This window comes from Arcobacter venerupis, from assembly GCF_013201665.1.
GTDB lineage: Bacteria > Campylobacterota > Campylobacteria > Campylobacterales > Arcobacteraceae > Aliarcobacter > Aliarcobacter venerupis.
The window spans coordinates 683,355-708,323 of sequence record NZ_CP053840.1 but is presented as its reverse complement, the minus strand read 5'-3'; the positions used below and the strand labels follow the sequence as shown (position 1 = coordinate 708,323).

Below are 24,969 nucleotides of genomic sequence, written 5' to 3'. Positions count from 1 at the left end.
ACTAAAACTCCTTATTTTTTTTAAATACAACACTCATCCACTCATTTTTATGAATAAGTTTGATTTGTTCTAAATCATTAAATTTACTTAATACTCTGTTAATATGTTTATCCAAAATACCTGAAATTATCAATATACCATCTTCATTTAAACATTTCTTTAAATCTGAGGCTATCATTACAAGAACATCTGCAACAATATTTGCAATTACTACATCATATTTTTTAGTTGTTTTATTCGTAGAGCCTACCCATGAGTCATTAAATTTTACATCATTTAATTCAAAATTAGCTTTTGTATCAATTACACAAACTTCATCCGTATCACAAATGTCAACTATACAATCTTTTTTTGCAGCTGCAATTGCAAGAATTCCACTTCCTGTTCCAACATCTAAAACTGTTTGATTAGAAGTTACAAACTCATCAATAGCTTCAATACAAGAAGATGTAGTTTCATGATGACCTGAACCAAAAGATAATGCAGGATTAATTATAATATCAATTTTCCCATCTTTTTTCTCTACCCAAGACGGTCTTATAAAAAAGTTACCTACTTCAACTGCTTTTACAGATTGCTGATACTCTTTTATCCAATCAATATTCTCTTTTTTTTCATAAGTGATTTCACATTTTTCATTTAGTGCTTTTGCAAACTCTTCAATACCAAATATTAAATCAGTTAGTTCTTCTTCACTTCTAATTATTAAAGTCTCATCTAGTTCTTCAATAGCATCAGTTGTAATTGCATTTAATAAATCTACAAAAAGTTCAAAATTACTTTCTGGTTTTAGAGTTAATTCAAAATAGTATTTAGTCAAATATTTCCTTTATTAAAACTATATATAATTTTCTTTATTTTTTATAAAGTGCAATATTCTATCTAAATAACTTTTGAATCATATTAAAAAAGTTTAAAAAAAGTTTTCTATCATATCTCGCATAACACTAATATCAGAGATTTTATTAACAATATCTCTAAATTCATTTGCGCCTGTATACCCTTTTGAGTAAGAGTGTAGTAATTTTCTAAACATAATAGCACCATGTGGTCCATGAAATTTAAGCATCGCATCAAAATGTTCTAGAATAATCTCTTTTTTCATCTCATTTGAAATATCTTCAATTCCATGTTTTAATTGATAAAAAACCCAAGGTTTTCCAATTGCACCTCGACCAATCATTACACCATCAGCTTTTGTATACTCTAAAACTTCTTTTGCTTTATCATAATCTTTAATATCACCATTAGCAATAACAGGAATAGAGATAGCTTCTTTCATCGCTTTAATTGCATCATAATCAACAGGAGCTTTATACTTTCCTGCTCTTGTTCTTCCATGAACAGATACAAAATCAACTCCACAAGCTTCAACAGCTTTTCCAATTTCTACTGGAATTTTTTCATTAACACCAAGTCTTACTTTTGCACTTGTATATTGTTTATTTGAATATTTTTTTACAGTTGAGAGCATCTCTTCAAGTTTTTTTAAATCTCCTAAAAGATTTGAACCAGAACCATGATTAAAAACCTTTGGTGCAGGGCATCCACAGTTTAAATCAATTCCATCTATTCCATCTATTTCATTTAAAATTAAAACTGCATCTCTGATTAGTTCCATTTTATTTCCAGCAATTTGAACAAAATATGGATCTTCAGTTGGAGATTTTTCTATCATTTTAAGAGTTCGTTCTGATTTATAAACTAAAGCATTTGATGAAATCATCTCAGAAATAGTTAAATCCGCTCCAAATTTTTTAACAACTGAACGAAAAGGTAAGTCAGTATATCCAGCAAGTGGTGCCAACACCACAAGGGGTCGGCTAAAATCAAGTTTTTTATTCATTATTTGTAAGATATCGCTTCTAAGTTATAATATTTCCCTGCTTCTTTTAAATCTAATAAAGCTTTAAAAGCAGTGTATTCATCATTTTTTGAATTTACTAAAAGATCTCTTGCTTTATCAATCATTTCATATTCAAATAAAACGTGTAAATAAGCAGGAATTGCATCTTCTATTTCAGATGATAGTTTTTCAAATAGTTCAATAATTTGATCTGGTTTTAAAATTGTTTCATATTTTTTTGCTAGCATTAAATAATCATTTTTATCATAATCTAAATCTTTAACAATTTTTAATATCTCTTCAGATGTAAATCCAAACTCATTGTTTTCAACATCTTTTTCAAAAAGTTTCATAGACATTTCTTTATCTAATTTAATATTTTTATAAAGTTTTTTTATCGTTGTCATACTTTTTTCAGCTAATACATTTTCAAAAGATTGTGTTATAACATTAGTAGAAAAATTTTCTGGTTTTTTAAGAACATCAACTGCAAAATCAATTTGTTCATTAACTTTATTTAGCATATTTAAATTAGCTAATTTAGTTGTTTCAGTTAATTTAATTACTTTATCACTTACAAATTTTCCATCTTTTATATCTTGAATACTTGCAACAATTTTATTTAATTCCTCATCAATACAAGAAAATCTATTAGCTTGTACCTCTAATTTTAATTGAGCAAGAATTGAAAATAAGTTTTTAAACTCAACTGTTTTAAATTTAAAAGTATCATCTTTTTCAAGTAAGTTTGATTTTATACTTTTAATTATTGTCTCATAATCTTTTGATATAGCTCTTTGTATAAAATACTTAAGTATCCCATACCATAAAATATGTACATAAGTTGCCAATGCAAGTAAAGTTATTGGAACTATTAACCACGCTGCAACTGGCAAGGCAAGTGTATAATCAAATACTGAAACAGTATATTCACCTAAGTCTAAACTATACACGTAACCAAATATGGCAACAATTAAAATTATTGAGAAAATAAAATATTTCTTAAAACCCATTTTCTATCCTTTTTATTATACGAACTCTTTATTATTTTTCCATTATACAAAAATGTTTATAAATTACTTATGATATGGATGATTATTTTGAATACTTAAGGCTCTAAATATCTGTTCAGTTAAAACTACATTGGCAACTTTATGAGCCATTGTTAAATCACTCAAAGAGATTGTCATATCACATTTAGTCAAAAAATCCCTTTGAAAACCATAAGCACCACCTATAAAAAAGTTTACTTCATTTTTATCTTCAAGTAGTGCTGAAAAAGCATAAGTATCAACTTTTTTACCAAGAACATCAAGGGCAATATTATAACCTTTAAGTAAAGGCTCATAGGTTTCACTATAAGATTGTTGAGCCTCTTTTTCTCCAATAGTTTGAGCTTTTGCTATATTTTTATTAAATATATAAAAAACTTCAACCTTTGCATATTTTGAAGACATTTTTATAAATTCTTTTATTAGCGTATCAAACTCATCTTTTGAGGGTTTAATTATTGAATAAATATTAATCTTCATAAAATCCACTTCCTACTACATTAAATCTAATATTTTCTATAAGATCTTCTTTTTTTACTCCACCAATAGCACAAACTGGATGTTTTGATATTTTTGCTAAATATGAAATTTTAGAACCTAAAATTGTAGATACATCTTTTGTACTTGTATTTTTATAAGCACCAAGTCCAATCATATCTATGCCTAATTCATTAGCCTCTAAAATTTCTATTTCATTGTGAGTTGAAAGTCCAAGTAATTTGTCTTTTATTTTTAATCTAATTAATTTTACTGCTAGTTTTTTATCCTTATGAATCTTAAAAAAATCTTCTTGTCCTAGATGTAAACCATCTGCATATTCAATTAAATCTATTTTATCATTTATAATTATTGGAATATTAAGATGTGATTTCAGATATAAAAGATTTATTTTTTGCTCTTGCAAAGATGAAATTTTATCTCTATATTGAACTATTTTTACATCATTTTTTTTACACAATTCTACAAAATTTTCAAGTGAGATGTTTTTTTTCAGTAGTGTTTCATAATCACATAAAACATATAAAAGGTTAAAAGCTTCGAGTTTAAAACCCAAAGCTTTTTCAAAATTTGATGATGTCATCAACTATTAACTAATCTTTTCTTTCGAAAACATACTTAATAAATCCGTTAAGGTTTGTTTCATAGAAGCTCTATTAACAACCATATCAATAGAACCATTTTTAAGTAAGAACTCCGCTCTTTGGAAGCCAGCTGGTAAATCAGCTCCAATTGTCTGTTTAATAACTCTTTGACCTGCAAATCCAACTAAAGCACCTGGTTCTGCCATAATAATGTCACCTAAAAATGCGAAAGAAGCTGAAACTCCACCCATTGTTGGATCAGTTAAAATAGAGATAAATGGAAGTTTTGCATGATCTAATTTTTTAAGTGCTGCTGAAGTTTTTGCCATTTGCATTAAAGCAAAGGTAGATTCTTGCATTCTAGCACCACCAGAAGCTGAAATAATAATCAGCCCTTGATGTTTTTCGATTGCTCTATTTACAGCTCTCACTATTTTTTCACCCTCAACCGAACCTAAACTTCCACCCATATAAGCAAAATCAAAAACTACTAATTGAACTGGTATTTCATTTATAGTACATTCACCACTTACAACAGAAGATGTTTTCCCTGTATTCTTAAGTGCTTCTTCTACTCTTTTTTTGTATGAAGTTTTATCAACAAATTTTAAAGGATCATTTGGTTTTAATTCAGCATCATATTCAACAAAACTATCTTTATCAGTCAAAATTTCAATTCTTCTTTTTGCTCCAATTCTCATGTGAAAATTACACTTTGGACAAATATTATTTTGAGCTTCAACCTCTTTAAAAAACATTAATGCACTACACTCAGGACATTTAATCCAGTGACTTGGTGCATCTTTTTTTGTTGGTTGTTCTTTTGATTTTGTATCAAAAGATATTTTGCTAAATAGGTTTCTTAAATCCATAATAATCCTTTAATTAATTTTGAATATTTTCAAATTTATCTAATTCGTCAAGTTTTTCCCAAGGGTAATCACTTTGTCCAACTTGACCACGTGCGGCTACATCTGCATATAAAAATGTTTTTTCACTTGGTTTGTCTAAGGCAAATTTTTGTGTAATCCATCTTGGTGTTAATGGGAAAGTATCCATTACAAATTGTGATAATTTATCATCATCAAATTTTGTATAAGAACCCATTGTATCAACAGACACTGATGTTGGTCGTGCAACTCCAATTGCATAAGAAATTTGCACAACTGCTTTTTTTGCGAGTCCAGATGCAACTATATGTTTTGCAATCCAACGTGCAGCATAAAGTCCAGATCTATCAACTTTTGTATAATCTTTAGAACTTTGTGCTCCTCCACCAATTGGTGAATATCCACCAAATGAGTCAACAATTAATTTTCTTCCTGTTAATCCACTATCATGTAAAGAAGAGTGATTTACATATCTTCCTGTTGGATTAATATGAATAATTGTTGAATTTTTATCATACATATTTGTAGGAAGTCCTGAATCATCAATTAATCCTTGGATTAATTCTCTTACTTCTTCAATTGGCATTCCCTCAACTGAAGGTGCACTTACAACAATTGTATGAATTTTTTGTGGATTGCAATTTTCAAAATTAGCTTTTGTCCCATAATCAACTGTAACTTGTGTTTTAATATCAACACCTAATTTTTGATTATGTTTTAAAGCATAATTATAAACTTTATCACATAACATTCTTGCATATGTTATAGCTGCTGGCATATAATCTGCTGTTTCACTTGAAGCAAAACCAAACATGATTCCTTGATCTCCAGCTCCTATTTCTCCATCAATTTGGTCAACACCTTGATTAATATCAGGTGATTGTTGATTTAATAAAACTTGAACTTGCACATCATCTGGATGTAAACATTGCTCTTTTGTGAAAGCTGATTTTCCATCGTAACCAATTTTTGCTAATGCATCTTTTACTATTTTTTCATAATCTTTATTTGATAATTGAGCTGATGATTTTACTTCACCACCAATTACAACATGTTTCCCTGCAACAAAAACCTCTGAAGCTACTCTACTATCTTTGTCTGCAATTATTAATTTGTCTACGATAGAGTCAGCTATTATATCTGCGCATTTATCTGGGTGTCCAGGGCTTACAACTTCACTTGTAAATAAGTATTGTGTTTGTTTTTCCATTTTTGTTTTCCATCCTTTGTTTTCCACAAGCGATGCTTGAGTTGTTTTCCATCTTTTGTTTTCCATTTTTTGTTTTCTAAGTTTATTAAGAAATTTAAAATAAAAATTTAAAGAATTCAATTTGCCATAAAGACAAAAAGTCTCTAATGTTAGCTAAAAATTGCTGTTATTTACTTTTTATCAATGGCAATATTATTCTATATATAAAATTAATTATTTGATAGAATAGAATAAATTATAATTATATATAAAGGGTTTTATTTTGAATAATGAAAAACTAGGGCAATTGTATGCTGTATTTGCCTTTTTAATTTGGGGTGCAATTGCTCCTATATATTTCAAACAAGTAGCAAGTGTTGAGCCTTTAGAAGTTTTAATACATAGAGTTTTTTGGTCATTTTTAATTTTAATTCCACTACTTTTTATTACAAAACAGATTGAAATTTTTAAAGAACTAATAAAAAATGTAAAAAAATTAAGATATTTAGCCCTGTCAACTTTTTTTATTTCATTAAATTGGCTAATTTTCATTTGGGCAGTTGGGAATAATAAAATTATAGAAACCTCACTTGGTTATTTTATTAATCCATTGGTTAGTATATTTTTAGGTTATGTTTTTTTCAAAGAAAGAATGACAAAATATCAATATGCAGCCGTATTTATCGCTTTTTTTGCAGTTCTTTATCAAGTAATTACATTAGGAAACATTCCTCTTGTTTCAATCGGTCTTGCTTTGAGTTTTGCCTTTTATGGAATGATAAGAAAAAAAGTAAATGTGGGCTCAATTGTGGGACTTTTTACTGAAACATTAATATTATTACCTTTTGCAATTATTGGTATTTATTATCTATATATTAATAATAAAATTTCTTTTTTACATACTACTGAATATATAGATTTAATGCTTTGTTTGGGAGGATTAATTACAATTATTCCATTGCTTTTGTTTAATGGAGCAGCAACTAGAATGAAATTATCAACATTAGGATTTTTTCAGTACATAGGACCGTTTTGTTCTTTTTTATTGGCAATATTTATTTATAATGAAGAACTCAAAGTTGATAAACTAATCACTTTTTGCCTTATATGGTTAGCTTTAGTAATCTTTTCACTAGATTCAATTAATACAAAACAAAAAGCTAAAAAACAAATAGATAAGAACTAAAAAAAGTAGTTATTTGTTTTTTTCTTTTAATTGTTCTCTAAACTTTTTAAGCAAGACTTTCTCTTCTTTTAGTTTAATTTTCTCATCTTCTTGCTTTGAATCTTTAATTTTCTTTTCTAGTTTTGTGATTTTATCTTCAATTTTTTCTTGAAGTTTTTTTACTTTTTTCTTTTTTATATCTTCATCATCTATTAATGACAAGTAACTTTTGGCTTTTTCATAAATCTTTTCCAGCTTCATAATCTTCTCCTAATTGTTTAATAGTTAAATCTTCTATCCATAACACTTTAGCGACATTTATCAACTTATTGATTACATTATTTGCATGGGCACTATCATTTAGTAAAGTAGTTGCCATTTTCTTATCAATTCTTTTCTCTCTAATTAATATATCTATTCGTCCTGTAGCAATTACATCTAAGCTTTTTAGATACTCTTTTAACAGTTCAGCTTTAGCAAGAACATCAATTTCATCTTTACTATTTTTTATCTCATTAATAGTATTAATAGTTTTTGCTATCGCTTCTCGAATGTAGTTATATTCATCTTTTATATAATTATTATTACTTAAAAGATATTTACTTATATTTTCTTGTAACTCTTGTGTATTTTTTACAGCTTCCGCTATATCTCTACATGCTGTTCTTAAATCATATAAATAGATTTTTTCTTCATCATTAAGATTATTTATAAAATAAGTTGAATAATCAATTATATCACTATAAAGTGATTTAATCCTTGTTTGATAAAAATCTTCAATATCTAATTCAATTAAATCAGTTGATTCTTTTACAATTAAAGATATATCTGTTTTTCCCAAATATCTATGACGATGTAACATAATAGCGTGGCTTAAAACTTCACTTGAATTATCATATAAATGAATTGTCTCTTTTCTTGTAGCTTTTAATGCAGCAAAGGGAACAGCAACAACTTCTAAATCTAAATATTTAGTTTTTTGAATATAAACTTCGGTATCTTCAACAAATAGTTTTTTCAAAAAAGTTACTAATTTTGGAATAAAAAATGAAAATATCATCAATCCTAGAATATTAAATACTGTATGAAAAAGTGATAATTTCATAGAATAATCATCATTACTTATACCTAATAATTTAGCTAAATAATCAATAAAGTCAATAAAAGGATACATTATAACTACAATTATAAAAGCGGTAATACTATTAAATATAAGTAGAGAAAGAGCCATTCTTTTGCTGTTTGCATTTGAAACCATTGCAGCCATAACAGCAGTTATTGTTGTACCAATATTAGCTCCAACTGCAATTGCAATTGCATTTATATAAATTATTTGACCAGCTGCAAGAGCTGTAATTGTTAAAGCCAAGGTTGCGCTACTTGATTGAATAATAACTGTAGCTATGATACCAACAACTATATAAATCAAAATTCCATAATATCCCTCAACTGAAAACTGCGCTAAGTCAATTCCTTGTTTTAAATCTTCAAATCCATCTTTCATGTATCCAATACCTAAAAAGACAAATCCTAAACCTAAAAAAATATTTCCAATTCCTTGAACATTTTTTTGTTTGAAGAATCTAAAAATCACACCAAAAATTATCATTGGTAAAGCAAAAGCTGCAATATCTATTTTCATACCAAAAGAAGAAACTATCCAAGCAGTTGCAGTTGTTCCAACGTTTGAGCCAAAAACAACTCCTATTGCTCCTGATAAACTTATTAGTTTTGCTGATAAAAAAGAGATTACAATGATAGAAATTAAAGATGAACTTTGAAGTATTGCAGTGGAAACTACTCCTAATCCAATAGATTTAGGGATATTATCTGTACTTTTAGAGATAATCTTTTCAAGGATTCCACCACTAAAAAGTTTAAACCCATCTTCCATAAAATGCATTCCGATGATAAAAATACCAACACCTGCAACAATATATTTTGAGTCCTCATTTACATAAAGTAAATAGCATAAAAATATTAATAATATATATGCTAAATACTTTTTCACTATTCTACCGTTACTGATTTTGCAAGATTCCTTGGCATATCAACATCATTTCCAAGTCTTATTGAAATTTCCATTGAAAAAAGTTGTAAAACTATTAACATCTCAAAAAATTCTAACATATAATGGTCTGTTTTATTGATTTTTATAAAATCATCTGCTAATTCAAAATCAAGTGGAGATATTGCACAAATAGTACTATCACGTGCACTTAACTCTTCAACATTTGATTTGATTTTATCATATAATAAATTTTTTGGCATTAGTGCTATTGTGAAAAGTTCTGGATCAGCTAGGGCGATTGGTCCGTGTTTCATTTCACCTGCTGGATAACCCTCAGCGTGTAAATATGAAATCTCTTTTAATTTTAAAGCACCCTCTAAAGCAAGTGGGAAAAACACATCCCTACCTATGAAGAAAAATCCATGTCCATGTAAATATCTTTTTGATAATCTTTTCATTTTTTCATGGATTTTGTCACTAATACAAAGGGTTTTTGGCACTTCTCTTAAAGTATGTAATTCATTTTCTAAAAGCTCATTTGAAATTACATTTTTAGCTTTTGCAAAGTATAAAGCTAACATCCATAAAACAACTGTTTGAGTTGAGAATGCTTTTGTTGAAGCAACACCTTTTTCAATTCCAGCACGCGTAAGAATTGTAGCATCTGCTACTCTTGTCATTGAAGAGTTATCAACGTTGCAAACAACTAAAGTTTTAAGACCTGCTGCTTTTGCCATTTTTAAAGCTTCTAAAGTATCAGCAGTTTCTCCACTTTGAGAAATTACGATAAAAAGAGTATCTTTTGTTAAAAGGGGATCTTTGTATCTAAACTCACTTGCGATTTCAACATTACACTTAACTTTTGAAAGTCTTTCAAACAAATATGAAGCTGTTAATCCTGCATGATATGAAGTTCCACAAGCACAGATTTTTATTTCATTGATTCCCTCAATTATTGAAGCTTCAATTTCATCAAATAAAATTTCATTATCTTTAATTCTTCCAAGCATACAATCACTAACAACACTACTTTGCTCATAAATCTCTTTTTCCATAAAAAATCTATATCCATCTTTTTGAGCAAACTGTTTTGAAGTAGGAAGACTTGACCAAGAGTAATTATCATTAAAAAATTCTATTTCATTTGCACTTGCAACTCCACCCATTCCATCTTCTAAATAAACTACACTTGAAGCTAAGCCAATTAAAGGAGCATCAGATGATGAAAATAAAACTTCCTCTTTTTCATTTCCCTTTGCAACTATTAATGGGCTTCCATGTTTAAAGAAAAATATTTTTGTTGGTTCAGCTTTTGTGATTAATAAAATAGAAAAAGCACCCTCTAATCTTGAAATTGTATTTTTAAAAGATTGATTTGCATCATTTAATTTATTGTAGTAATTTTCAAATAGGTGAACTATAACTTCTGTATCTGTTTGAGATACAAACTTATGACCTTTTGCGGTTAGTTCTTCTTTTAACTCTTTATAGTTTTCAATAATTCCATTATGAACCACATAAGAATATTCACCTAAATGTGGATGTGCGTTTAATTCTGTTGGTTTTCCATGTGTTGCCCATCGTGTATGACCAATTCCTAGCTCATAATTAGTAGATGCAGTTGCATTAACTTTTTCTTCAAGATTTACAAGTTTTCCTAAAGCTTTAAAAACATCAATTTTATTATCTTTAAGAACTGCAATTCCAGCACTATCATAACCTCTATACTCTAACTCTTTTAAACCATCTAATAATATTTTTGTAGTATTTTTTTTACCTATATATCCAACTATTCCACACATTAAAAAAACCTTTTTAAATTTATTATATATATTATATTTAATAGTTACTAAATATGTACTTTTCGTAACTCTTCTGTTATTTTACAAATTCAAATTTTTCACAAGCTCATTATGAATTTTACCATTTGTTGCAACAAGATATTTATCTTCAAATAAAGTATATTCTTCTCCACTTATATTTGAAATTTTTCCACCTGCTTCTGTAAGTATTAAAATTCCTGCACTTACATCCCAAGCTTTTAAATTCATTTCATAATATCCCTCATAAACTCCCTTTGCCACGTAACATAAATCAAGTGCAGCTGAACCTAATCTTCTTAAATCTTGACATAAAGGAAGTACGTCTTTTATTTTTTTTACCACATCATTTAAATCATTTTCATCTGTTCCACTTGTATATGGAAAACCAGTTGCAAGAAGTGATTTTTGAAAGTTATCTTCAGGGCTTACTTTTAATCTTTTACCATTTAAAAAAGCACCCTTTCCTATTTTTGCTGTGTATAATTCATCTAAAATTGGGTTATATACAACTGCTAAATATGGCTTTTTATTTTTATAAACTCCTACAGAAATTGCAGTATGAGGAACTCCATTTACAAAGTTTGTTGTTCCATCTATTGGGTCAATTATTATTGAATTATTAAACTCTATATTTGCATTATCTGATTCTTCTGCGATTATATTAAACTTTTTGAATTTTTTTGAGAATTTCTTTTTTAAATATGTTTCAACTGCCACATCAAACTCTGTTACTAAATCTTTTTTTGCTTTAAAAGTAATATCTTTGTTTGAGTAAAATCCCTTTTTTAAAATCTTTCCAGCTTCTTTTATTATTTCTATTAACTCTTTTTTCATTTTCTACCAATCATTCTTTTTCGTTATTCTATCCAATTATGACGAAAAGTTCATATTGAATTCATTGTTAATTCATATTCAAAGATTAAACTTTCAAAAATATAAAAGGATAATCTTGATTGCATTTGCATTTAAAGCTTTAATGGCTAATAAATTAAAAACTATACTTATTTATCTAAGTCTAATTTTTTCAATAATATCAATTTTTTTAATTAGTTCTATTTCAAATGGAATAATAACAATGTATTCATCAATGCTAAAAAGTGATGGAGATATTATTATTACTCAAGCAAAAATTTCTGATACATTTTTTTCAAATGTAAATATAAATTTAATAGAAAGAATAAATCAAATCAAAGACGTAAAAGAATCATCGGCCTTAATTGTTGGAGCAAGTCCAGTTGAAAAACTGCCAATTGTTGCCATATATGGAGCGAGCGATAATAGATTCAAAAATTACAAATTAATAGAAGGGAATTATCCATCTAAAGGTGAAGTAATAGTTGGGAAATCTATTTTTGAACAATTACTAAATAAAAATGAAATTCAAATTGCAAACAAAAGTTTTAAAATTTCTGGTGTTTTTAAAAGTGAAATTGGTTTTGAAAATGGTGGAGTTGTTTTAACAATTAATGATGCAGGAGAGATTTTTAATAAATCAGCTTCAATGATTATGGTAAATACAACACTAAACTCAAATGTAGATGAGATAATAAAAAATATAAAAGCTTTAGATGAACAAATAGATGCTAAATCAACTCAAAATTTTGTGGATAACTATAATCAATTTAAAATCATAAAAACCTCATCAAATGTTATTTCCTTTATTGCTTTTTCTATGGGATTATTGGGAATTGTAAGTTTAATGAGTATCACAATAAATCAAAGAAAAAGTGAATTTGGAATCAAAAGAGCTTTAGGAATTAGTACTTCAAAAATCGTTTATTCAATAATGATTGAGAGTTTTATTTTGGGAGTTTTTAGTTTTATTAGTGCTTTTATTCTTTCAAATATAGTTTTATATTTTATAAAAAGTGCTTCAAGTTTACAAGGTTATGTAAATGGTGAAATTTCAAATGAGTTGGCATTTTATATCTTTATTACTTCTATTTTTATGGCTATTTTTGGCTCAATAATTCCAGCTTTAAATGCAGCAAAAACAGATCCAGTTGAGTTAATCCAAGGAAATAAAATATGATAAAAATCAGAAATTTAACTCACTATTATAATAAAGATTTAGCCTTAGACAATATCAATTTAGAGATAAAAAAAGGTGAATTTGTAGCAATCATAGGAGAGAGTGGAAGTGGAAAATCTACGCTTTTATCTGTTTTATCAACGCTTTTAAAACCAACTAGTGGTGATATTGTTTATGAAAACATAAACTATAAAGATATAAAAAATATAGATGATTTTAGAAAAAACAATATTGGTTTTATTTTTCAATTTCATTATTTAATCAATTATTTAAGCGTAAAAGAAAATATAAATCTTGCTAATGAAAAAGCTTCAAAAAAAGAGATTTTAGATTTATTAAAAAGTTTAGGAATTGAAAATCTAATAGACAAATATCCAAATGAAATCTCAGGAGGACAAAGACAAAGAGTTGCAATTGCAAGAGCTTTAATAAATAATCCAAAGGTAATTTTTGCAGATGAACCAACTGGAAACTTAGATTCAAAAAACTCATTAAATGTTTTTGAGCTTTTTTCAATTTTAGCAAAAAAAGGAACAACAATAATCGTGGCAACACATGATAAAAACTTAGCTTTAAAAGCAGATATAACTTACGAGGTAAAAGATGGAAAACTTAAATAATTTTGATAACTTTATAATAAGAACCTTTAAAATTTCTATTGCATTTTTTGCACTTGGACTTTTATTTGGAATAATTTATTCTATAAATCTTCTGGGTTTTAGTATAAATTCAGAGACTTTAAATCCAGTAAATATGAGATCAATTCATATTTCTTTGATGCTTTATGGTTTTGTACCTTTAATGCTTTCGTATCTGCCTTTTTTACTAATAAACAAAGAAGTTGGATTTGATAAAGAGGGATTAAGATATTTAAATATTTATACAATTGTTTGGTTCATATTTCTTATATTTATGGTGGTTTCTTTATTACTTGGAAAAAGCAGAGGTTTGGCTTTTTATGATTTTGCATATGAGTTAAATTTCTTACTTGCAATGAGTGGTATATTTTATATTATTGCTTTATACAAATTTATTAGACTTTATAAAAACACTCTTCCATTATGGATAAAAGTATGTTTAAGAGTTGTGATTATTGCGCCTATTACTTTATTGATTTTAATGAATCCAATTATTGGACAAGTTGAGAGTACTGTATCTGGACCTCATGGAGACAATACTTTAGGAATGAGTTTAGCTTTACTTCCAATTTATTATTTGATAATTAAACTACTAAATATTGGTGAATTTAAAGCTAGATGGAATATGCTTTGGATTATTCCAACTGTTTTCTATTTTGCTTCTGTATTACACAGAATTATTCTAGGACCACTAACATATAATGAAGAGTGGTTTTTACAATACTTAACACTTTTATATGTTCCACTTTTATATAGATGGTTTAAAGATAGTGACATCTTGCCCCATGCAAAAAAGGCTTTATTTATTTCTATCTTAGCCTTTTTATTTGTGGATGTTGAGGGGAATATTATCTTTATTCCTGAAATTAGATGGCTTTTTCATAGAAATGATTTAATTGTAGCTCACGCTCATGTGGCAATGGGAATTGCTGTATTTTTTATGGTTATTTCTATGTTTATAACTTATATTAAAGAGCTTCAAAAAGCTATCTATTTAGATTTTTACTTATTTGCACTTTTAGGAATATTTACAGTTTTATCAATTTCTGGTTTTACTGAAGCTGGATTTATACATATCCCAACTGAGAATCTATGGGTTTTACGAACAGTTTTTGGATTATTTGCATTGGCGTTTATTTTTGCTTTTATCAAAATAAAAAATATATATTCAAAACTTGAACTTTACAATATTGCAGGAATCTTAAGTGATGGAGTTGGTGGGATATTTTTAATACTACTTGCTAGTTTCATTTATCCTCTAATTGGGTTTAGCTTTAATGGAGTTTATGAATATGTTGTATTTACTTTTGTTTGCATGACGGGTGTTATTCATTTTATGGCTTTAAAAAATCCGTCAAGTCAAATAGTTTTAACAAACCTAAGTGTAATTATTAGAGTATTTGCAAGTGCCATGTTCTTTGCTTTATATGCAAGTGGAAAGCTAGGTTTTGAAGCCTTAGCAATTTGTCTATTTGATTTGACTTTTGTATTTACGTATTTAATCTATTTTTATGAAAAGGAGACCCTATGCAAAGATTAATTTTAATATTTTTTATAGCAAGTGAACTTTGTTATTATTTACTTATTGCTCAAACTGGAATTGTTGAATATTTTTCTTCGAATTTATTTTCAATTGCACCTCTTCCAATTGGAGGAATAATTGGTTCATTATTAGTTTCATATATAAAAATTGATTTTAAAAATAGAATTTCTTTGTTTTTAATAATCCAATTATTAATGAGTTTCTTATATCCAAATTTCAATTTTTTAACACTATTTATTTTAGGAATTGCAGTTGGTTCATTAGCTCCTTTAATTATAAATGAAATCAAAAAAACAACACTATTAGAGTTAGGATTAGCACTTTGTCTTTCTTATGTAACTGGAACTTTATTGTTTAATTATGAAGTTAATGAAAGAGGAATTATTGCAATTATATTAACAACTATTACTTTAGTTGCTTCAAGATTTTTACCAAAAGAAAAGTTTACTCAAAATTCTAATATGGAATTTCCATTATTAATGATGATTTTATGGGTATTTTTAGATTCTACACTTTTCGAATCACTTTCTAGAGATGTTACTCTTTCTATTTGGAGAGATGGGTTTACCTTTCAAATTGCACTTTTCCATATAATCGGAGTTTTTTCAGCTTTATATTTCAAATTTGATAAAAATCAAAAAAGCCTATTAATCATAACTTTATTTGCACTTTCATATTTATTTTATTTTTTAAGGGAGGGATATATTTTATCAATGATTTATCCAGTTGTAATATCTTATTACAATGTAGTAATTTTACAAACAATTATAAAAAAAGATTTTAGAACTATTACATTTTATATGATTTTTATTGGTTGGATGGCTTCTGGTGCTGGGCTTTTTGTAGCTTTGGCAAATCTAATTTTATTTGTTCCAATTGTTTTATTAGTAGTAATACTTAAAATAATGATTGGCGAATATAAACCAAATAACAAGGAGATAGAATATGTTTAAGTTATTAATAATTTTAAGTTTAGTTTTATTTGCAAATGCAAGTAATCTTAGTGTTCAAAATGGTGAGATAATTGCTCACACAGAAGTTTTTGGAGATAGTCAAATAAATCCATCTACAAAAGATGTTAGAGCTGATTTAACAATGAATGATTCAATAGAATCAATCAAAGGCAAAATCTATTTTGATACTTTATCTTTAATTAGTGATGAAAAAACTAGAGATGAACATATGTATAAACTGCTAAATATTGAGAAATATAAAACTATTTCTTGCGATATTAGAAGTATTACAAAAGTTGGGAATGATTATGAATTACAAGGTGTTTTAACTTTAAATGGTATTTCAAAAAATCTAAAAGCAAAAGTATCTATAACTCAAGCTAATAATCTAATTTCTCTTAAAGGAAATTTCTCATTTAATCTTACAGATTTTTCAATGGAACCACCAAAAATGATGTTTTTAACAGTTAGAAATCAAATTGATATTTCTTATAATATCAATTTAGAAGTTAGATAGATGAAAAGAAAACTTATTTTATTAACCCTACTTTGTTTTTTTGCAAAGGCAGCAACTTTAAAAATAGATGATAAAATAAGTACTTTTTCACTACCAAATCAATTTGATAGAATTTATACAATAAATAGTGAAATTTCAATGATTATTATTGCCTTTCAAAAAGAAGATGCAAAGTTAGTAAATGATTTTTTATCTGCAAAAAATAGCGATTTTTTAGAAAACAAACATGCTATTTTTATAAATAATATTTCAAAAACTTCACAAATTATTGTAAAACTATTTACAATTCCAGAACTTAGAGATTATAAATATAATGTGCTATTAATTTATAATGAAAATAGCAAAAGATTTTTAGAACAAGAGGGCAAAATAACAGTTTATTTAATAAAAGATGGAATCGTAAAAGATATAAAATATATCTCTTCAAAAGAAGAGTTAGAAAGGGTTCTAAAATGACTCTTTCTAATTTTCAAACAGTTGAAATATTTGTAAAAAATGAAAAACTAAATGATTTAAAAATCTTGCATTTAAGCGATTTACATATAAATAAAAAAACAACTATTTCCCAACTTAAAGAACTTGTATTTTTGTGTAATAATTTGATTTTTGATTTTGTGGTAATAACTGGCGATATAATTGATACAAAAGTAAAGTTTATAAAAGAAAAACTTCAGATTTTAAATGAATTAAAAGGAGTTGTTTATTATATAAGTGGAAATCATGACCTCTTTTATGGTTTAGAAGATTTAAAAAAAGAGCTTTTTAATTTCATTTTTATGGATAATAATTGCAAAGAGTTTATCTATAAAAATGAAACAATTTTTTTAGCTGGACTTCCAGATAGATTTTCTAAGTTTTTTAAAATCAAAAGAGAAGAAAAACAAATAGAAAACTACTTAAAAAATGAACCCTCAATTTTTTTAGCACATCAACCAAAAGATTACAAAATTGCCCTAAACTCAAACTCAACACTTTTTTTATGTGGACATACACATGGTGGACAGATTTATCCTTTCCATTATTTAGTAAAACTTGTTCAACCTTTTTTAGCAGGACTTTTTTATAAACAAAATACAGCAATTTATGTAAATAAAGGAATTGGAACTTGGGGAATTAATTTTAGATATAAGGCAAATGCAGAAATAACAATAGTAAAATTAATAACAAAAATTGTAGAATAATTTATGAAAATATTAATAATAGAAGACGACCTAAAAATAATTAACTTTTTAAAAAAAGGCTTAATTGAAGAGTGTTATGTAGTTGATTCTGCAACAAATGGAGATGAAGGTTTATATTTAGCAAGTGTAAATGAGTATGATTTAATCTTACTTGATATTATGCTTCCAGTTAAAGATGGAATTGAAGTTTGCAAGAGTTTAAGAAGTTCAAATAATCAAACTCCAATCATTATGTTAACTGCAAAAGATTCAATTGAAGATAAAATCAAAGGTTTAGATATTGGTGCAAATGATTATTTAGCTAAACCTTTCTCTTTTGCTGAATTATTAGCAAGAATAAGAGTGCAATTGAGAGTGAAAAGCTCAATTCAAACAAAAATTACAATAGCTGATTTAGAACTTGATTTATTAAATAAAACAGCCAAAAGAGCAAATGAAAATATAGTTCTTACATCAAAAGAGTTCACACTTTTAGAATATCTTATAAAAAACAAAAATAGAGTTTTAAGTGAAACTGCAATAAATTCAGCTCTATCATCTTTTGAAGATTCAAATATGAGTAATATTGTAAATGTTTATATTTACAGATTAAGAAATAAAATTGATAAAAATTTTGATTTAAAACTAATTAAAACTGTACGTGGGATTGGATTTAGAATAAGTGACAACTAATTTATCAATAAAGAAAAAACTTCTTATTTATAGTTTTTTTATACAAGTAATCGTTCTTGTAATTTTTTCTTTTTCTATTTACAAAGCTTTGGAAATTTCTACTTTAGACAGATATCAAGCTACTTTAAAAGTAATACTTCTTGATATTGTGGATGATTTAAAAGAAAAAAATAACATTGTAGATAATGAATTAGATGAAGAAAAAGAATACAATTTTGAACCTTTATATATTAGAATATTAGATAATAAAGATAATACAAAAATAATACAAACATCAAATTTCCCAAATGATTTACATAGTGACAATACATATTTAGATTCTTTAAAAGATGGTGTTATTAATTTTCAAGAGCAAGATATTTATTTAGTTAGTAGAATAAAAATAAATTTTAATGCTTCTTTAAAAATTATAGTTGAAATTGCTACAACTAAAGATATGCTTTGGACAACATTAGAAAATTTACTTTATATTTTATTTTTTATTGTTCCTATTGTTTTAATATTTGCAGTTATTGGAGGTAATTTTTTAATATATAAATCTTTTTCACCAATAGAAAAAGTATTAGAAGAATTAAAAAGCATAACAGCAATTGATTTAACAGCTAGATTAAAAAGCTCAAATAATCAAGATGAAATAAACCAATTAATAAATGAAATAAACAATCTTCTTGAAAGATTAGAATCTTCTTTTGAAAGAATTTCTCAATTTAGTTCCGATGCTTCTCATGAATTAAAAACGCCCCTTACTATTATAAAAGGTGAAATGGAAATTGCCTTACGAAAAGATAGAAGTTTAGAGGAATATAAACAAACCTTAAATACATCCCTTGAAGAAGTTATTGTAATTGAACAAACTATAAATGATTTACTTTTTTTAGCAAAAAATGAAAAAGATCTAATTTCTAATGATATGCAAACACTTACATATTTTGATGAAATTATAGATGAATCAATAAATGAAGTTAAAAATTTTGCAAAACTTCATCAAATCAAAATTAAATTTAATCTAATTGATACTATTGAAATAAGGGGTTATTCTAATCTTTTAAAAATTGCAATTAAAAATATTTTAAAAAATGCAATTCAATTTAGTCATGAAAATTCAGAAATATTAGTAAAGTCTTATAAGAAAGATGAATTATTTAATATTAGTATTCAAGATTTTGGAATAGGGATTGAAAAAAAAGAACAGAATAAAATATTTGAAAAATTTTATAGAACAGATAAAAGTAGAAATAAAAACTCAGGTGGAACTGGTCTTGGAATGTCAATTGTTAAAAAAATTATTGATATACACAAAGCAGATGTCACAATTAAAAGTAAAGAGAATTTTGGAACTACAATTATATTATCTTTTAAGAATAAATAATTTTTCTAGATTCAGTTTGTTTTAATCTAAAAAGATGTTATAATTACATATCTTAAAACAATTTGGAGGTGCGAATGACAAACTTTTACCTTTTTACGGTTGTTAAACATTAATTTAGTTATAAGTTTACTTTCAAGTAAGCTTTAGTAAATATGAGTCTATTTACTAAAAAATAATATTTAAATGGGTTCTGGTCTAAGAGTTTCTAGAACCCATTTTTTTTTGATAATATACAAATTCTCTCTTTACACATAAGTAATTTCATCCTAAATCAACTTATTTATTAATCAAGAAATAAAAAAAGGACTAGAGAAACCCCTTGTCCTTTTTAATCACAACATAATTTTATAAAAAACTACATCATTCCTGGCATTCCACCCATTCCACCCATGTCTGGCATAGAAGGCATTGATGGTTTATCTTCTTTAATATCTGTAACTGTAGCTTCTGTAGTTAATAAAAGTGATGCAACTGAAACAGCATTTTGCATTGCAACTCTTTCAACTTTTGCAGGGTCAACAATTCCAGCTTCAAACATATCTACATATTCACCAGTTGCAGCATTAAATCCTAAATTTTCATTTGTAGATTTTTCAACTTCATTTGCAACAACACCAGCATCAAACCCAGCATTTGTAGCAATTTGTTTTAAAGGCGCTTTAATAGCTCTAAAAATGATTGCAGCACCAATTGCTTCATCACCTTCAAGTTCTAGTTTAACTTTAGCAGCAGCTCTGATTAGTGCAGCTCCTCCACCAATTACAATACCTTCTTCAACAGCAGCTCTTGTTGCACTTAATGCATCATCAACTCTATCTTTTTTCTCTTTCATTTCAGTCTCAGATGCAGCTCCAACTTTAATAACAGCTACTCCTCCACTTAATTTTGCAAGTCTTTCTTGTAATTTTTCTTTATCATAATCAGAAGTTGTATTAGAAATTTCAGCTTTGATTTGATTAACTCTAGCTTTTACTCTTTCTTTATCACCATTTCCATCAACTAAAGTTGTATTATCTTTATCAATAACAACTTTTGAAGCAGTTCCTAAACAAGAGAAATCAGCAGTTTCAAGTTTCATTCCCATCTCTTCAGAAATTACAGTTCCACCAGTTAATACAGCAATATCTTCAAGCATAGCTTTTCTTCTATCACCAAATCCTGGAGCTTTAACAGCTGCAATATTTAAAGAACCTCTTAATCTATTTACTACCAGTGTTGCTAATGCTTCACCATCAACATCTTCTGCAATAATTACTAAAGGACGTCCAGATTGATTAACAGATTCTAAAATTGGTAACATCTCTTTTAAAGAAGAGATTTTTTTGTCATATAATAAAATAAATGGATTGTTAAATTCACCAATCATTTTTTCAGCATTTGTTACAAAATATGGAGATAAATATCCTCTATCAAACTGCATACCTTCAACAACAGCTAATTCATCAGAGATACCTTTTGCTTCTTCAACAGTGATAACACCATCTTTTCCAACTTTATCCATAGCTTCAGCAATCATAGCTCCAATTGCTTTATCAGAGTTAGCAGAAATTGTAGCAACTTGCTCAATTTCAGTTTTATTAGCAACAACTCTTGAAGCTTTTTTAAGTTCAGCTAAAATAGCTTCAGTTGCTTTATCCATACCTCTTTTTAAGATAATTGGATTTGCTCCTGCTGTTACATTTCTTAATCCCTCTTTGAAGATTGAGTGAGCTAAGATAGTAGCAGTTGTTGTTCCATCTCCTGCTTCATCAGCAGTTTTAGAAGCAACTTCTTTTACAAGTTGTGCTCCCATATTTTCTAAAGTATCTTTTAATTCGATTTCTCTAGCAACTGATACACCATCTTTTGTAATTGTTGGAGCTCCGAAAGATTTTTGTAATAATACATTTCTTCCTCTTGGACCCATTGTAACTTTTACAGCATCTGCTAATTTTTCAACACCTGCGTATAATCTATTTCTTGCGTTATCACTAAATAAAACTTCTTTTGCCATTACATTACTCCTATAACATTTTCAATATTTAAGATAAGATATTCTTGACCATCAAGTTTAAATTCTGTACCTCTAAATTGTTCAAATACAATCGTATCACCAACTTTAATATCTTCTACTTTATTTCCAATTGCTACAACTTCTGCTGTATGTGGTTTCTCTTTTGCATTATCTGGAATATAGATTCCACTTGCAGTTTTGTTTTCTACTTCTGTTCTTTTTACAAGAACTCTTTCACCTAGTGGTCTAAAATTCATGGTATTTCCTTTATTATAATTGTATTTCTTTTAAAACTTAGACATTTAGCACTCTTAAATTCTAAGTGCTAAATTTTATTAAAATAAACAAATTTTGTCAAGAGGTTTGAGTTAATTTGACTAAGAGTTTAGAATTTTATTTATGTCTATTAATATATTTTAGAAGTAACTCTTCTAAAGATAGTTTTAGATTTTCATCAAATGTATTAAGAATATTTGCACATTTTAAAGCTAATTCATCTGCGCTTTTAATAGCCCCAGTTAGTCCTAATAAATTTACAAAAGAGTTTTTACTTGTATCATTTTGTGTAGTTTTCCCAGCTTCTTGTGAAGTGCAAGTTTCATCTATAATATCGTCTTGTATTTGAAATAATAATCCTAAATCAATACCAAAATTATATAATTTTTCTTGAGTGTTTAAATCGTATTCACAAATAATTGCACCCATTTTTAAACTTGCAGCTATCAATTTTGCCGTTTTATGAATATGCAAAAATTCAAGTTGATTTAACTCTAATTTTTGATTTTCAAAGAAACAATCAATAGCTTGACCAATTATCATACCATCAATTCCACCATTCGAACTTAAACATTTAACTAATTCAATTTTAATATCATTTGATAAAGAAGCATTTGCTAATAGATTAAAAGCATGTGTATTTAAAGCATCCCCAACTAAAATAGCTGTTACTTCATCATATTTTTTATGCAGAGTTTGAAAACCTCTTCTTAAATCAGCATTATCCATTGCAGGAAGGTCATCATGTACAAGTGAATATGTATGTAAAAATTCTAAACCTAAGGCAATAGGTAAAGAGTTAGGAATTAATAAGCTTTTATTTGATTTTACAACAGATAATAAAAGCATAGGACGAAATCTCTTTCCACCTGCTTTTAACATATCAGATAAGGCATCTTCAAAATGAGGATGAAAAGTTTTTGAGTTAGGAAGATTATTTAATAAATATTCTTCAAATAAAGATAGTAATTTTTCCATAGAGTTATTTTTGTCCAAAAGAACCTAGTCCACCCATCATATTCATAGCCAACATTTTTTTGTTTTCATCACTTTGTTTTATAACATCGTTCATACATGAAATTAATAAAATTTGTAAGGAATCTTTATCTTCAAGTAATGAATCATCTATCTTTAAATCTATTACTTCAGAATTTCCATTAATAGAAATTTCAATCATTCCACCACCAGCTTTTGATGTAAAAATTCTTGAAGCATTTTCATCTTTAGCATTTTTTGCCATATCTTGAAATTGGTTTAACATATCACCTAAATTTAGGTTTTTTAAATCAATCCCCTCAAACATGATCACTTCCTACTAATTCATTTGTGATTAATTCTATATTATTTTTATCATCAACTAAAACTACAATTGGTTTATAATTTTCAAGTTCAGCTTCGCTATATGAAGCATATGAAATAACAATAATTTTATCACCTATTTCAACTTTTCTAGCAGCTGCTCCATTAAGACACATATCTTTAGAACCTGCTTTTCCTTTAATAACATATGTAGCAAATCTTTCACCATTGTTTACATTTACGATTTCAACTTTTTGTCCTACTCTAAGAGCTGAAGCTTTCATTAAATCTTCATCTATAGTGATTGAGCCAACGTAATTCAAATTTGCATCTGTAACAGTTGCTCTATGAATTTTACTATAAAGCATATCAAATGTCATATATTAATTCCTTTATTATTGTACTAAATTAACAGGTTCACCCCAGAATTGAGAAGATATTAAATACTCCTCAACAGGGTTTCCACCTAATATATGTTCTTCTATGATTTTATCTATTTTTTCCTTAGACACAGAAGCATACATATGATGTCCAGGTTCCACTAACATTAAAGGTCCCATTTGACATCTTCCTAAACATGAAGTTCTTACAATTTGAACAGGTCCCATAATCCCTGCTTTCATTAAACTTTGTGCGGTATAATTGAATAAATCTCTCGTATTCTCATTTACACATGATGGTTTTGGCATTCCAGGAGGTGATGATTGTTCACACTTAAATATATAAAATGTTGGTTGGGGAATACTTGGCATTTCCATAATTTTTCCTTTTTGAGAGCATTTTATAACAATTTTCTGAATTTTAACACTTTTTATTTAAATTCAACTAAAAAAAATTCTTTTATGTTTCTTTAAATATAAAATAAGATACTATTTATTAAATTTACTATGTAGAGGGTTGTTCATGAAAAAAATATTCTTTATTCTTTTTTCATTTGTTTTACTTTTGCAAGCTTCAAATCCTATTGCAACGATTGAAACTTCAAAAGGAAATATAAAAATAGAGTTAAGAGCTGATTTAGCTCCAAAAGCTGTAGAAAACTTTGTAACACATTCAAAAAATGGTTATTACAATGGTCTTATTTTTCATAGAGTTATAAAAGACTTTATGATTCAAGGTGGAGATCCAACAGGAACTGGTGCTGGTGGTGAGTCAATTTGGGGTGGAAAATTTGCAGATGAATTTGCTCCAAATGCAGTATTTGATAAGGCAGGAATTCTTGCAATGGCGAACGCAGGTCCAAATACTAATGGAAGTCAATTTTTTATTACAACAGTTCCAACATATTGGTTAAATGGAAGACATACAATTTTTGGTTATGTTAAAGAAGGTTTTGATGTAGTTAAGAAAATCGAAAGTGTTCCAACAACAAGTAGATATGAAGGTAATAAACCTTTGGAAGATGTAAAAATCATATCTATTAAAATTGAAGAATAAA

The 24,969-nt window shown here is 27.1% G+C and carries 28 protein-coding genes; 11 read left to right on the top strand and 17 right to left on the bottom strand.

Annotated features, from left to right (window positions below; translation table 11 throughout):
- Window position 1 precedes the first annotated feature (1 nt).
- The 7 genes from AVENP_RS03465 to metK all read right to left on the bottom strand — a co-directional run bounded on the left by AVENP_RS03465 (window position 2) and on the right by metK (window position 6,080).
- Complete coding sequence (locus AVENP_RS03465; RefSeq protein WP_128357589.1) at window positions 2-820, bottom strand: 50S ribosomal protein L11 methyltransferase; 819 nt, start codon at window positions 818-820, stop codon at window positions 2-4.
- Between the two features lie 93 nt (window positions 821-913).
- Complete coding sequence (locus AVENP_RS03460; protein WP_128357590.1) at window positions 914-1,846, bottom strand: tRNA dihydrouridine synthase; 933 nt, start codon at window positions 1,844-1,846, stop codon at window positions 914-916.
- Entirely contained in the window at window positions 1,846-2,859 is a 1,014-nt protein-coding gene (locus AVENP_RS03455; protein ID WP_128357591.1) for a hypothetical protein, read from the bottom strand. The genes AVENP_RS03460 and AVENP_RS03455 overlap by 1 nt, the downstream gene beginning before the upstream one ends.
- A 63-nt stretch (window positions 2,860-2,922) precedes the next feature.
- Window positions 2,923-3,378: a 23S rRNA (pseudouridine(1915)-N(3))-methyltransferase RlmH gene (locus AVENP_RS03450; protein ID WP_128357592.1), complete on the bottom strand. Its 456-nt coding sequence runs from the start codon at window positions 3,376-3,378 to the stop codon at window positions 2,923-2,925.
- A complete protein-coding gene (locus AVENP_RS03445; RefSeq protein ID WP_128357593.1) occupies window positions 3,368-3,979 on the bottom strand; it encodes a thiamine phosphate synthase in 612 nt (203 codons plus the stop codon). The genes AVENP_RS03450 and AVENP_RS03445 overlap by 11 nt, the downstream gene beginning before the upstream one ends.
- A gap of 6 nt (window positions 3,980-3,985) precedes the next feature.
- The gene (accD, locus tag AVENP_RS03440; RefSeq protein WP_128357594.1) at window positions 3,986-4,852 is read right to left on the bottom strand and encodes an acetyl-CoA carboxylase, carboxyltransferase subunit beta; all 867 of its coding nucleotides are present in this window, start codon (window positions 4,850-4,852) and stop codon (window positions 3,986-3,988) included.
- A 13-nt stretch (window positions 4,853-4,865) separates the two neighbouring features.
- A complete protein-coding gene (gene metK / locus AVENP_RS03435) occupies window positions 4,866-6,080 on the bottom strand; it encodes a methionine adenosyltransferase (protein ID WP_128357820.1) in 1,215 nt (404 codons plus the stop codon).
- 262 nt (window positions 6,081-6,342) lie between these two features.
- Between metK and rarD the strand changes: the two genes are divergently transcribed.
- The gene (gene rarD / locus AVENP_RS03430) at window positions 6,343-7,245 is read left to right on the top strand and encodes an EamA family transporter RarD (protein WP_128357595.1); all 903 of its coding nucleotides are present in this window, start codon (window positions 6,343-6,345) and stop codon (window positions 7,243-7,245) included.
- Between the two features lie 9 nt (window positions 7,246-7,254).
- Here rarD and AVENP_RS03425 read toward each other — a convergent pair whose 3' ends face one another.
- From AVENP_RS03425 to AVENP_RS03410, 4 genes are all read right to left on the bottom strand, one after another.
- Window positions 7,255-7,485 carry a hypothetical protein gene (locus AVENP_RS03425; RefSeq protein ID WP_128357596.1) on the bottom strand — a complete coding sequence of 77 codons (231 nt, stop codon included), beginning with the start codon at window positions 7,483-7,485 and terminating at the stop codon, window positions 7,255-7,257.
- Entirely contained in the window at window positions 7,463-9,235 is a 1,773-nt protein-coding gene (locus AVENP_RS03420) for a Na/Pi cotransporter family protein (protein WP_128357597.1), read from the bottom strand. Before AVENP_RS03420 ends, AVENP_RS03425 begins: the two co-directional genes overlap by 23 nt.
- Window positions 9,235-11,037 carry a glutamine--fructose-6-phosphate transaminase (isomerizing) gene (gene glmS / locus AVENP_RS03415; protein ID WP_128357598.1) on the bottom strand — a complete coding sequence of 601 codons (1,803 nt, stop codon included), beginning with the start codon at window positions 11,035-11,037 and terminating at the stop codon, window positions 9,235-9,237. The genes AVENP_RS03420 and glmS overlap by 1 nt, the downstream gene beginning before the upstream one ends.
- A gap of 81 nt (window positions 11,038-11,118) precedes the next feature.
- On the bottom strand, window positions 11,119-11,892 hold the full coding sequence (locus AVENP_RS03410; protein ID WP_128357599.1) for an inositol monophosphatase family protein: 774 nt from the start codon (window positions 11,890-11,892) through the stop codon (window positions 11,119-11,121).
- Window positions 11,893-12,007: 115 nt separating this feature from the next.
- Here AVENP_RS03410 and AVENP_RS03405 point away from each other — a divergent pair, with 115 nt between their 5' ends.
- From AVENP_RS03405 to AVENP_RS03365, 9 genes are read left to right on the top strand one after another with little or no spacing between them, the layout of a single operon-like run.
- Window positions 12,008-13,090: an ABC transporter permease gene (locus tag AVENP_RS03405; RefSeq protein WP_128357600.1), complete on the top strand. Its 1,083-nt coding sequence runs from the start codon at window positions 12,008-12,010 to the stop codon at window positions 13,088-13,090.
- Window positions 13,087-13,710 carry an ABC transporter ATP-binding protein gene (locus AVENP_RS03400; protein WP_128357601.1) on the top strand — a complete coding sequence of 208 codons (624 nt, stop codon included), beginning with the start codon at window positions 13,087-13,089 and terminating at the stop codon, window positions 13,708-13,710. Before AVENP_RS03405 ends, AVENP_RS03400 begins: the two co-directional genes overlap by 4 nt.
- Window positions 13,694-15,268, top strand: a complete 1,575-nt coding sequence (locus AVENP_RS03395; protein ID WP_128357602.1) for a hypothetical protein — start codon at window positions 13,694-13,696, stop codon at window positions 15,266-15,268. The genes AVENP_RS03400 and AVENP_RS03395 overlap by 17 nt, the downstream gene beginning before the upstream one ends.
- Window positions 15,256-16,224, top strand: a complete 969-nt coding sequence (locus AVENP_RS03390; protein ID WP_128357603.1) for a hypothetical protein — start codon at window positions 15,256-15,258, stop codon at window positions 16,222-16,224. Before AVENP_RS03395 ends, AVENP_RS03390 begins: the two co-directional genes overlap by 13 nt.
- Complete coding sequence (locus AVENP_RS03385; protein ID WP_128357604.1) at window positions 16,217-16,741, top strand: YceI family protein; 525 nt, start codon at window positions 16,217-16,219, stop codon at window positions 16,739-16,741. Before AVENP_RS03390 ends, AVENP_RS03385 begins: the two co-directional genes overlap by 8 nt.
- Complete coding sequence (locus tag AVENP_RS03380; RefSeq protein WP_128357605.1) at window positions 16,742-17,197, top strand: hypothetical protein; 456 nt, start codon at window positions 16,742-16,744, stop codon at window positions 17,195-17,197.
- On the top strand, window positions 17,194-17,922 hold the full coding sequence (locus AVENP_RS03375; RefSeq protein ID WP_128357606.1) for a metallophosphoesterase: 729 nt from the start codon (window positions 17,194-17,196) through the stop codon (window positions 17,920-17,922). Before AVENP_RS03380 ends, AVENP_RS03375 begins: the two co-directional genes overlap by 4 nt.
- Window positions 17,923-17,925: 3 nt before the next feature.
- Complete coding sequence (locus AVENP_RS03370) at window positions 17,926-18,594, top strand: response regulator (protein WP_128357607.1); 669 nt, start codon at window positions 17,926-17,928, stop codon at window positions 18,592-18,594.
- On the top strand, window positions 18,584-19,963 hold the full coding sequence (locus AVENP_RS03365) for a sensor histidine kinase (protein ID WP_128357608.1): 1,380 nt from the start codon (window positions 18,584-18,586) through the stop codon (window positions 19,961-19,963). Before AVENP_RS03370 ends, AVENP_RS03365 begins: the two co-directional genes overlap by 11 nt.
- Before the next feature lie 355 nt (window positions 19,964-20,318).
- On the opposite strand, the gene groL is transcribed toward AVENP_RS03365, so the two are convergent.
- From groL to AVENP_RS03335, 6 genes are all read right to left on the bottom strand, one after another.
- Window positions 20,319-21,956, bottom strand: coding sequence for a chaperonin GroEL (gene groL, locus AVENP_RS03360; protein WP_128357609.1), 1,638 nt, complete (start codon window positions 21,954-21,956; stop codon window positions 20,319-20,321).
- Entirely contained in the window at window positions 21,956-22,213 is a 258-nt protein-coding gene (gene groES, locus AVENP_RS03355; RefSeq protein ID WP_128357610.1) for a co-chaperone GroES, read from the bottom strand. The genes groL and groES overlap by 1 nt, the downstream gene beginning before the upstream one ends.
- 136 nt (window positions 22,214-22,349) lie before the next feature.
- Window positions 22,350-23,210 carry a polyprenyl synthetase family protein gene (locus AVENP_RS03350; protein WP_128357611.1) on the bottom strand — a complete coding sequence of 287 codons (861 nt, stop codon included), beginning with the start codon at window positions 23,208-23,210 and terminating at the stop codon, window positions 22,350-22,352.
- Between the two features lie 4 nt (window positions 23,211-23,214).
- Window positions 23,215-23,535 (bottom strand): YbaB/EbfC family nucleoid-associated protein, encoded by a 321-nt coding sequence (locus AVENP_RS03345; protein ID WP_128357612.1) that lies wholly within the window; start codon window positions 23,533-23,535, stop codon window positions 23,215-23,217.
- Window positions 23,528-23,911: an aspartate 1-decarboxylase gene (gene panD, locus AVENP_RS03340; protein WP_128357613.1), complete on the bottom strand. Its 384-nt coding sequence runs from the start codon at window positions 23,909-23,911 to the stop codon at window positions 23,528-23,530. The genes AVENP_RS03345 and panD overlap by 8 nt, the downstream gene beginning before the upstream one ends.
- Window positions 23,912-23,926: 15 nt before the next feature.
- Window positions 23,927-24,289 (bottom strand): (2Fe-2S) ferredoxin domain-containing protein, encoded by a 363-nt coding sequence (locus AVENP_RS03335; protein WP_128357614.1) that lies wholly within the window; start codon window positions 24,287-24,289, stop codon window positions 23,927-23,929.
- 145 nt (window positions 24,290-24,434) lie between these two features.
- Between AVENP_RS03335 and AVENP_RS03330 the strand changes: the two genes are divergently transcribed.
- Entirely contained in the window at window positions 24,435-24,968 is a 534-nt protein-coding gene (locus tag AVENP_RS03330; RefSeq protein ID WP_128357615.1) for a peptidylprolyl isomerase, read from the top strand.
- The last annotated feature ends 1 nt before the right edge of the window (window position 24,969 follow it).

Bases quoted from the DNA above. Each gene is read 5' to 3' on its own strand.
- AVENP_RS03460 (WP_128357590.1), bottom strand. From the start codon at position 1,846: ATGAATAAAAAACTTGATTTTAGCCGACCCCTTGTGGTGTTGGCACCA.
- AVENP_RS03455 (WP_128357591.1), bottom strand. From the start codon at position 2,859: ATGGGTTTTAAGAAATATTTTATTTTCTCAATAATTTTAATTGTTGCC.
- AVENP_RS03450 (WP_128357592.1), bottom strand. From the start codon at position 3,378: ATGAAGATTAATATTTATTCAATAATTAAACCCTCAAAAGATGAGTTT.
- AVENP_RS03445 (WP_128357593.1), bottom strand. From the start codon at position 3,979: ATGACATCATCAAATTTTGAAAAAGCTTTGGGTTTTAAACTCGAAGCT.
- accD (WP_128357594.1), bottom strand. From the start codon at position 4,852: ATGGATTTAAGAAACCTATTTAGCAAAATATCTTTTGATACAAAATCA.
- metK (WP_128357820.1), bottom strand. From the start codon at position 6,080: ATGGAAAAACAAACACAATACTTATTTACAAGTGAAGTTGTAAGCCCT.
- AVENP_RS03425 (WP_128357596.1), bottom strand. From the start codon at position 7,485: ATGAAGCTGGAAAAGATTTATGAAAAAGCCAAAAGTTACTTGTCATTA.
- glmS (WP_128357598.1), bottom strand. From the start codon at position 11,037: ATGTGTGGAATAGTTGGATATATAGGTAAAAAAAATACTACAAAAATA.
- AVENP_RS03410 (WP_128357599.1), bottom strand. From the start codon at position 11,892: ATGAAAAAAGAGTTAATAGAAATAATAAAAGAAGCTGGAAAGATTTTA.
- AVENP_RS03400 (WP_128357601.1), top strand. From the start codon at position 13,087: ATGATAAAAATCAGAAATTTAACTCACTATTATAATAAAGATTTAGCC.
- AVENP_RS03395 (WP_128357602.1), top strand. From the start codon at position 13,694: ATGGAAAACTTAAATAATTTTGATAACTTTATAATAAGAACCTTTAAA.
- AVENP_RS03390 (WP_128357603.1), top strand. From the start codon at position 15,256: ATGCAAAGATTAATTTTAATATTTTTTATAGCAAGTGAACTTTGTTAT.
- AVENP_RS03385 (WP_128357604.1), top strand. From the start codon at position 16,217: ATGTTTAAGTTATTAATAATTTTAAGTTTAGTTTTATTTGCAAATGCA.
- AVENP_RS03380 (WP_128357605.1), top strand. From the start codon at position 16,742: ATGAAAAGAAAACTTATTTTATTAACCCTACTTTGTTTTTTTGCAAAG.
- AVENP_RS03375 (WP_128357606.1), top strand. From the start codon at position 17,194: ATGACTCTTTCTAATTTTCAAACAGTTGAAATATTTGTAAAAAATGAA.
- AVENP_RS03370 (WP_128357607.1), top strand. From the start codon at position 17,926: ATGAAAATATTAATAATAGAAGACGACCTAAAAATAATTAACTTTTTA.
- groL (WP_128357609.1), bottom strand. From the start codon at position 21,956: ATGGCAAAAGAAGTTTTATTTAGTGATAACGCAAGAAATAGATTATAC.
- groES (WP_128357610.1), bottom strand. From the start codon at position 22,213: ATGAATTTTAGACCACTAGGTGAAAGAGTTCTTGTAAAAAGAACAGAA.
- AVENP_RS03350 (WP_128357611.1), bottom strand. From the start codon at position 23,210: ATGGAAAAATTACTATCTTTATTTGAAGAATATTTATTAAATAATCTT.
- AVENP_RS03345 (WP_128357612.1), bottom strand. From the start codon at position 23,535: ATGTTTGAGGGGATTGATTTAAAAAACCTAAATTTAGGTGATATGTTA.
- panD (WP_128357613.1), bottom strand. From the start codon at position 23,911: ATGACATTTGATATGCTTTATAGTAAAATTCATAGAGCAACTGTTACA.
- AVENP_RS03335 (WP_128357614.1), bottom strand. From the start codon at position 24,289: ATGGAAATGCCAAGTATTCCCCAACCAACATTTTATATATTTAAGTGT.
- AVENP_RS03330 (WP_128357615.1), top strand. From the start codon at position 24,435: ATGAAAAAAATATTCTTTATTCTTTTTTCATTTGTTTTACTTTTGCAA.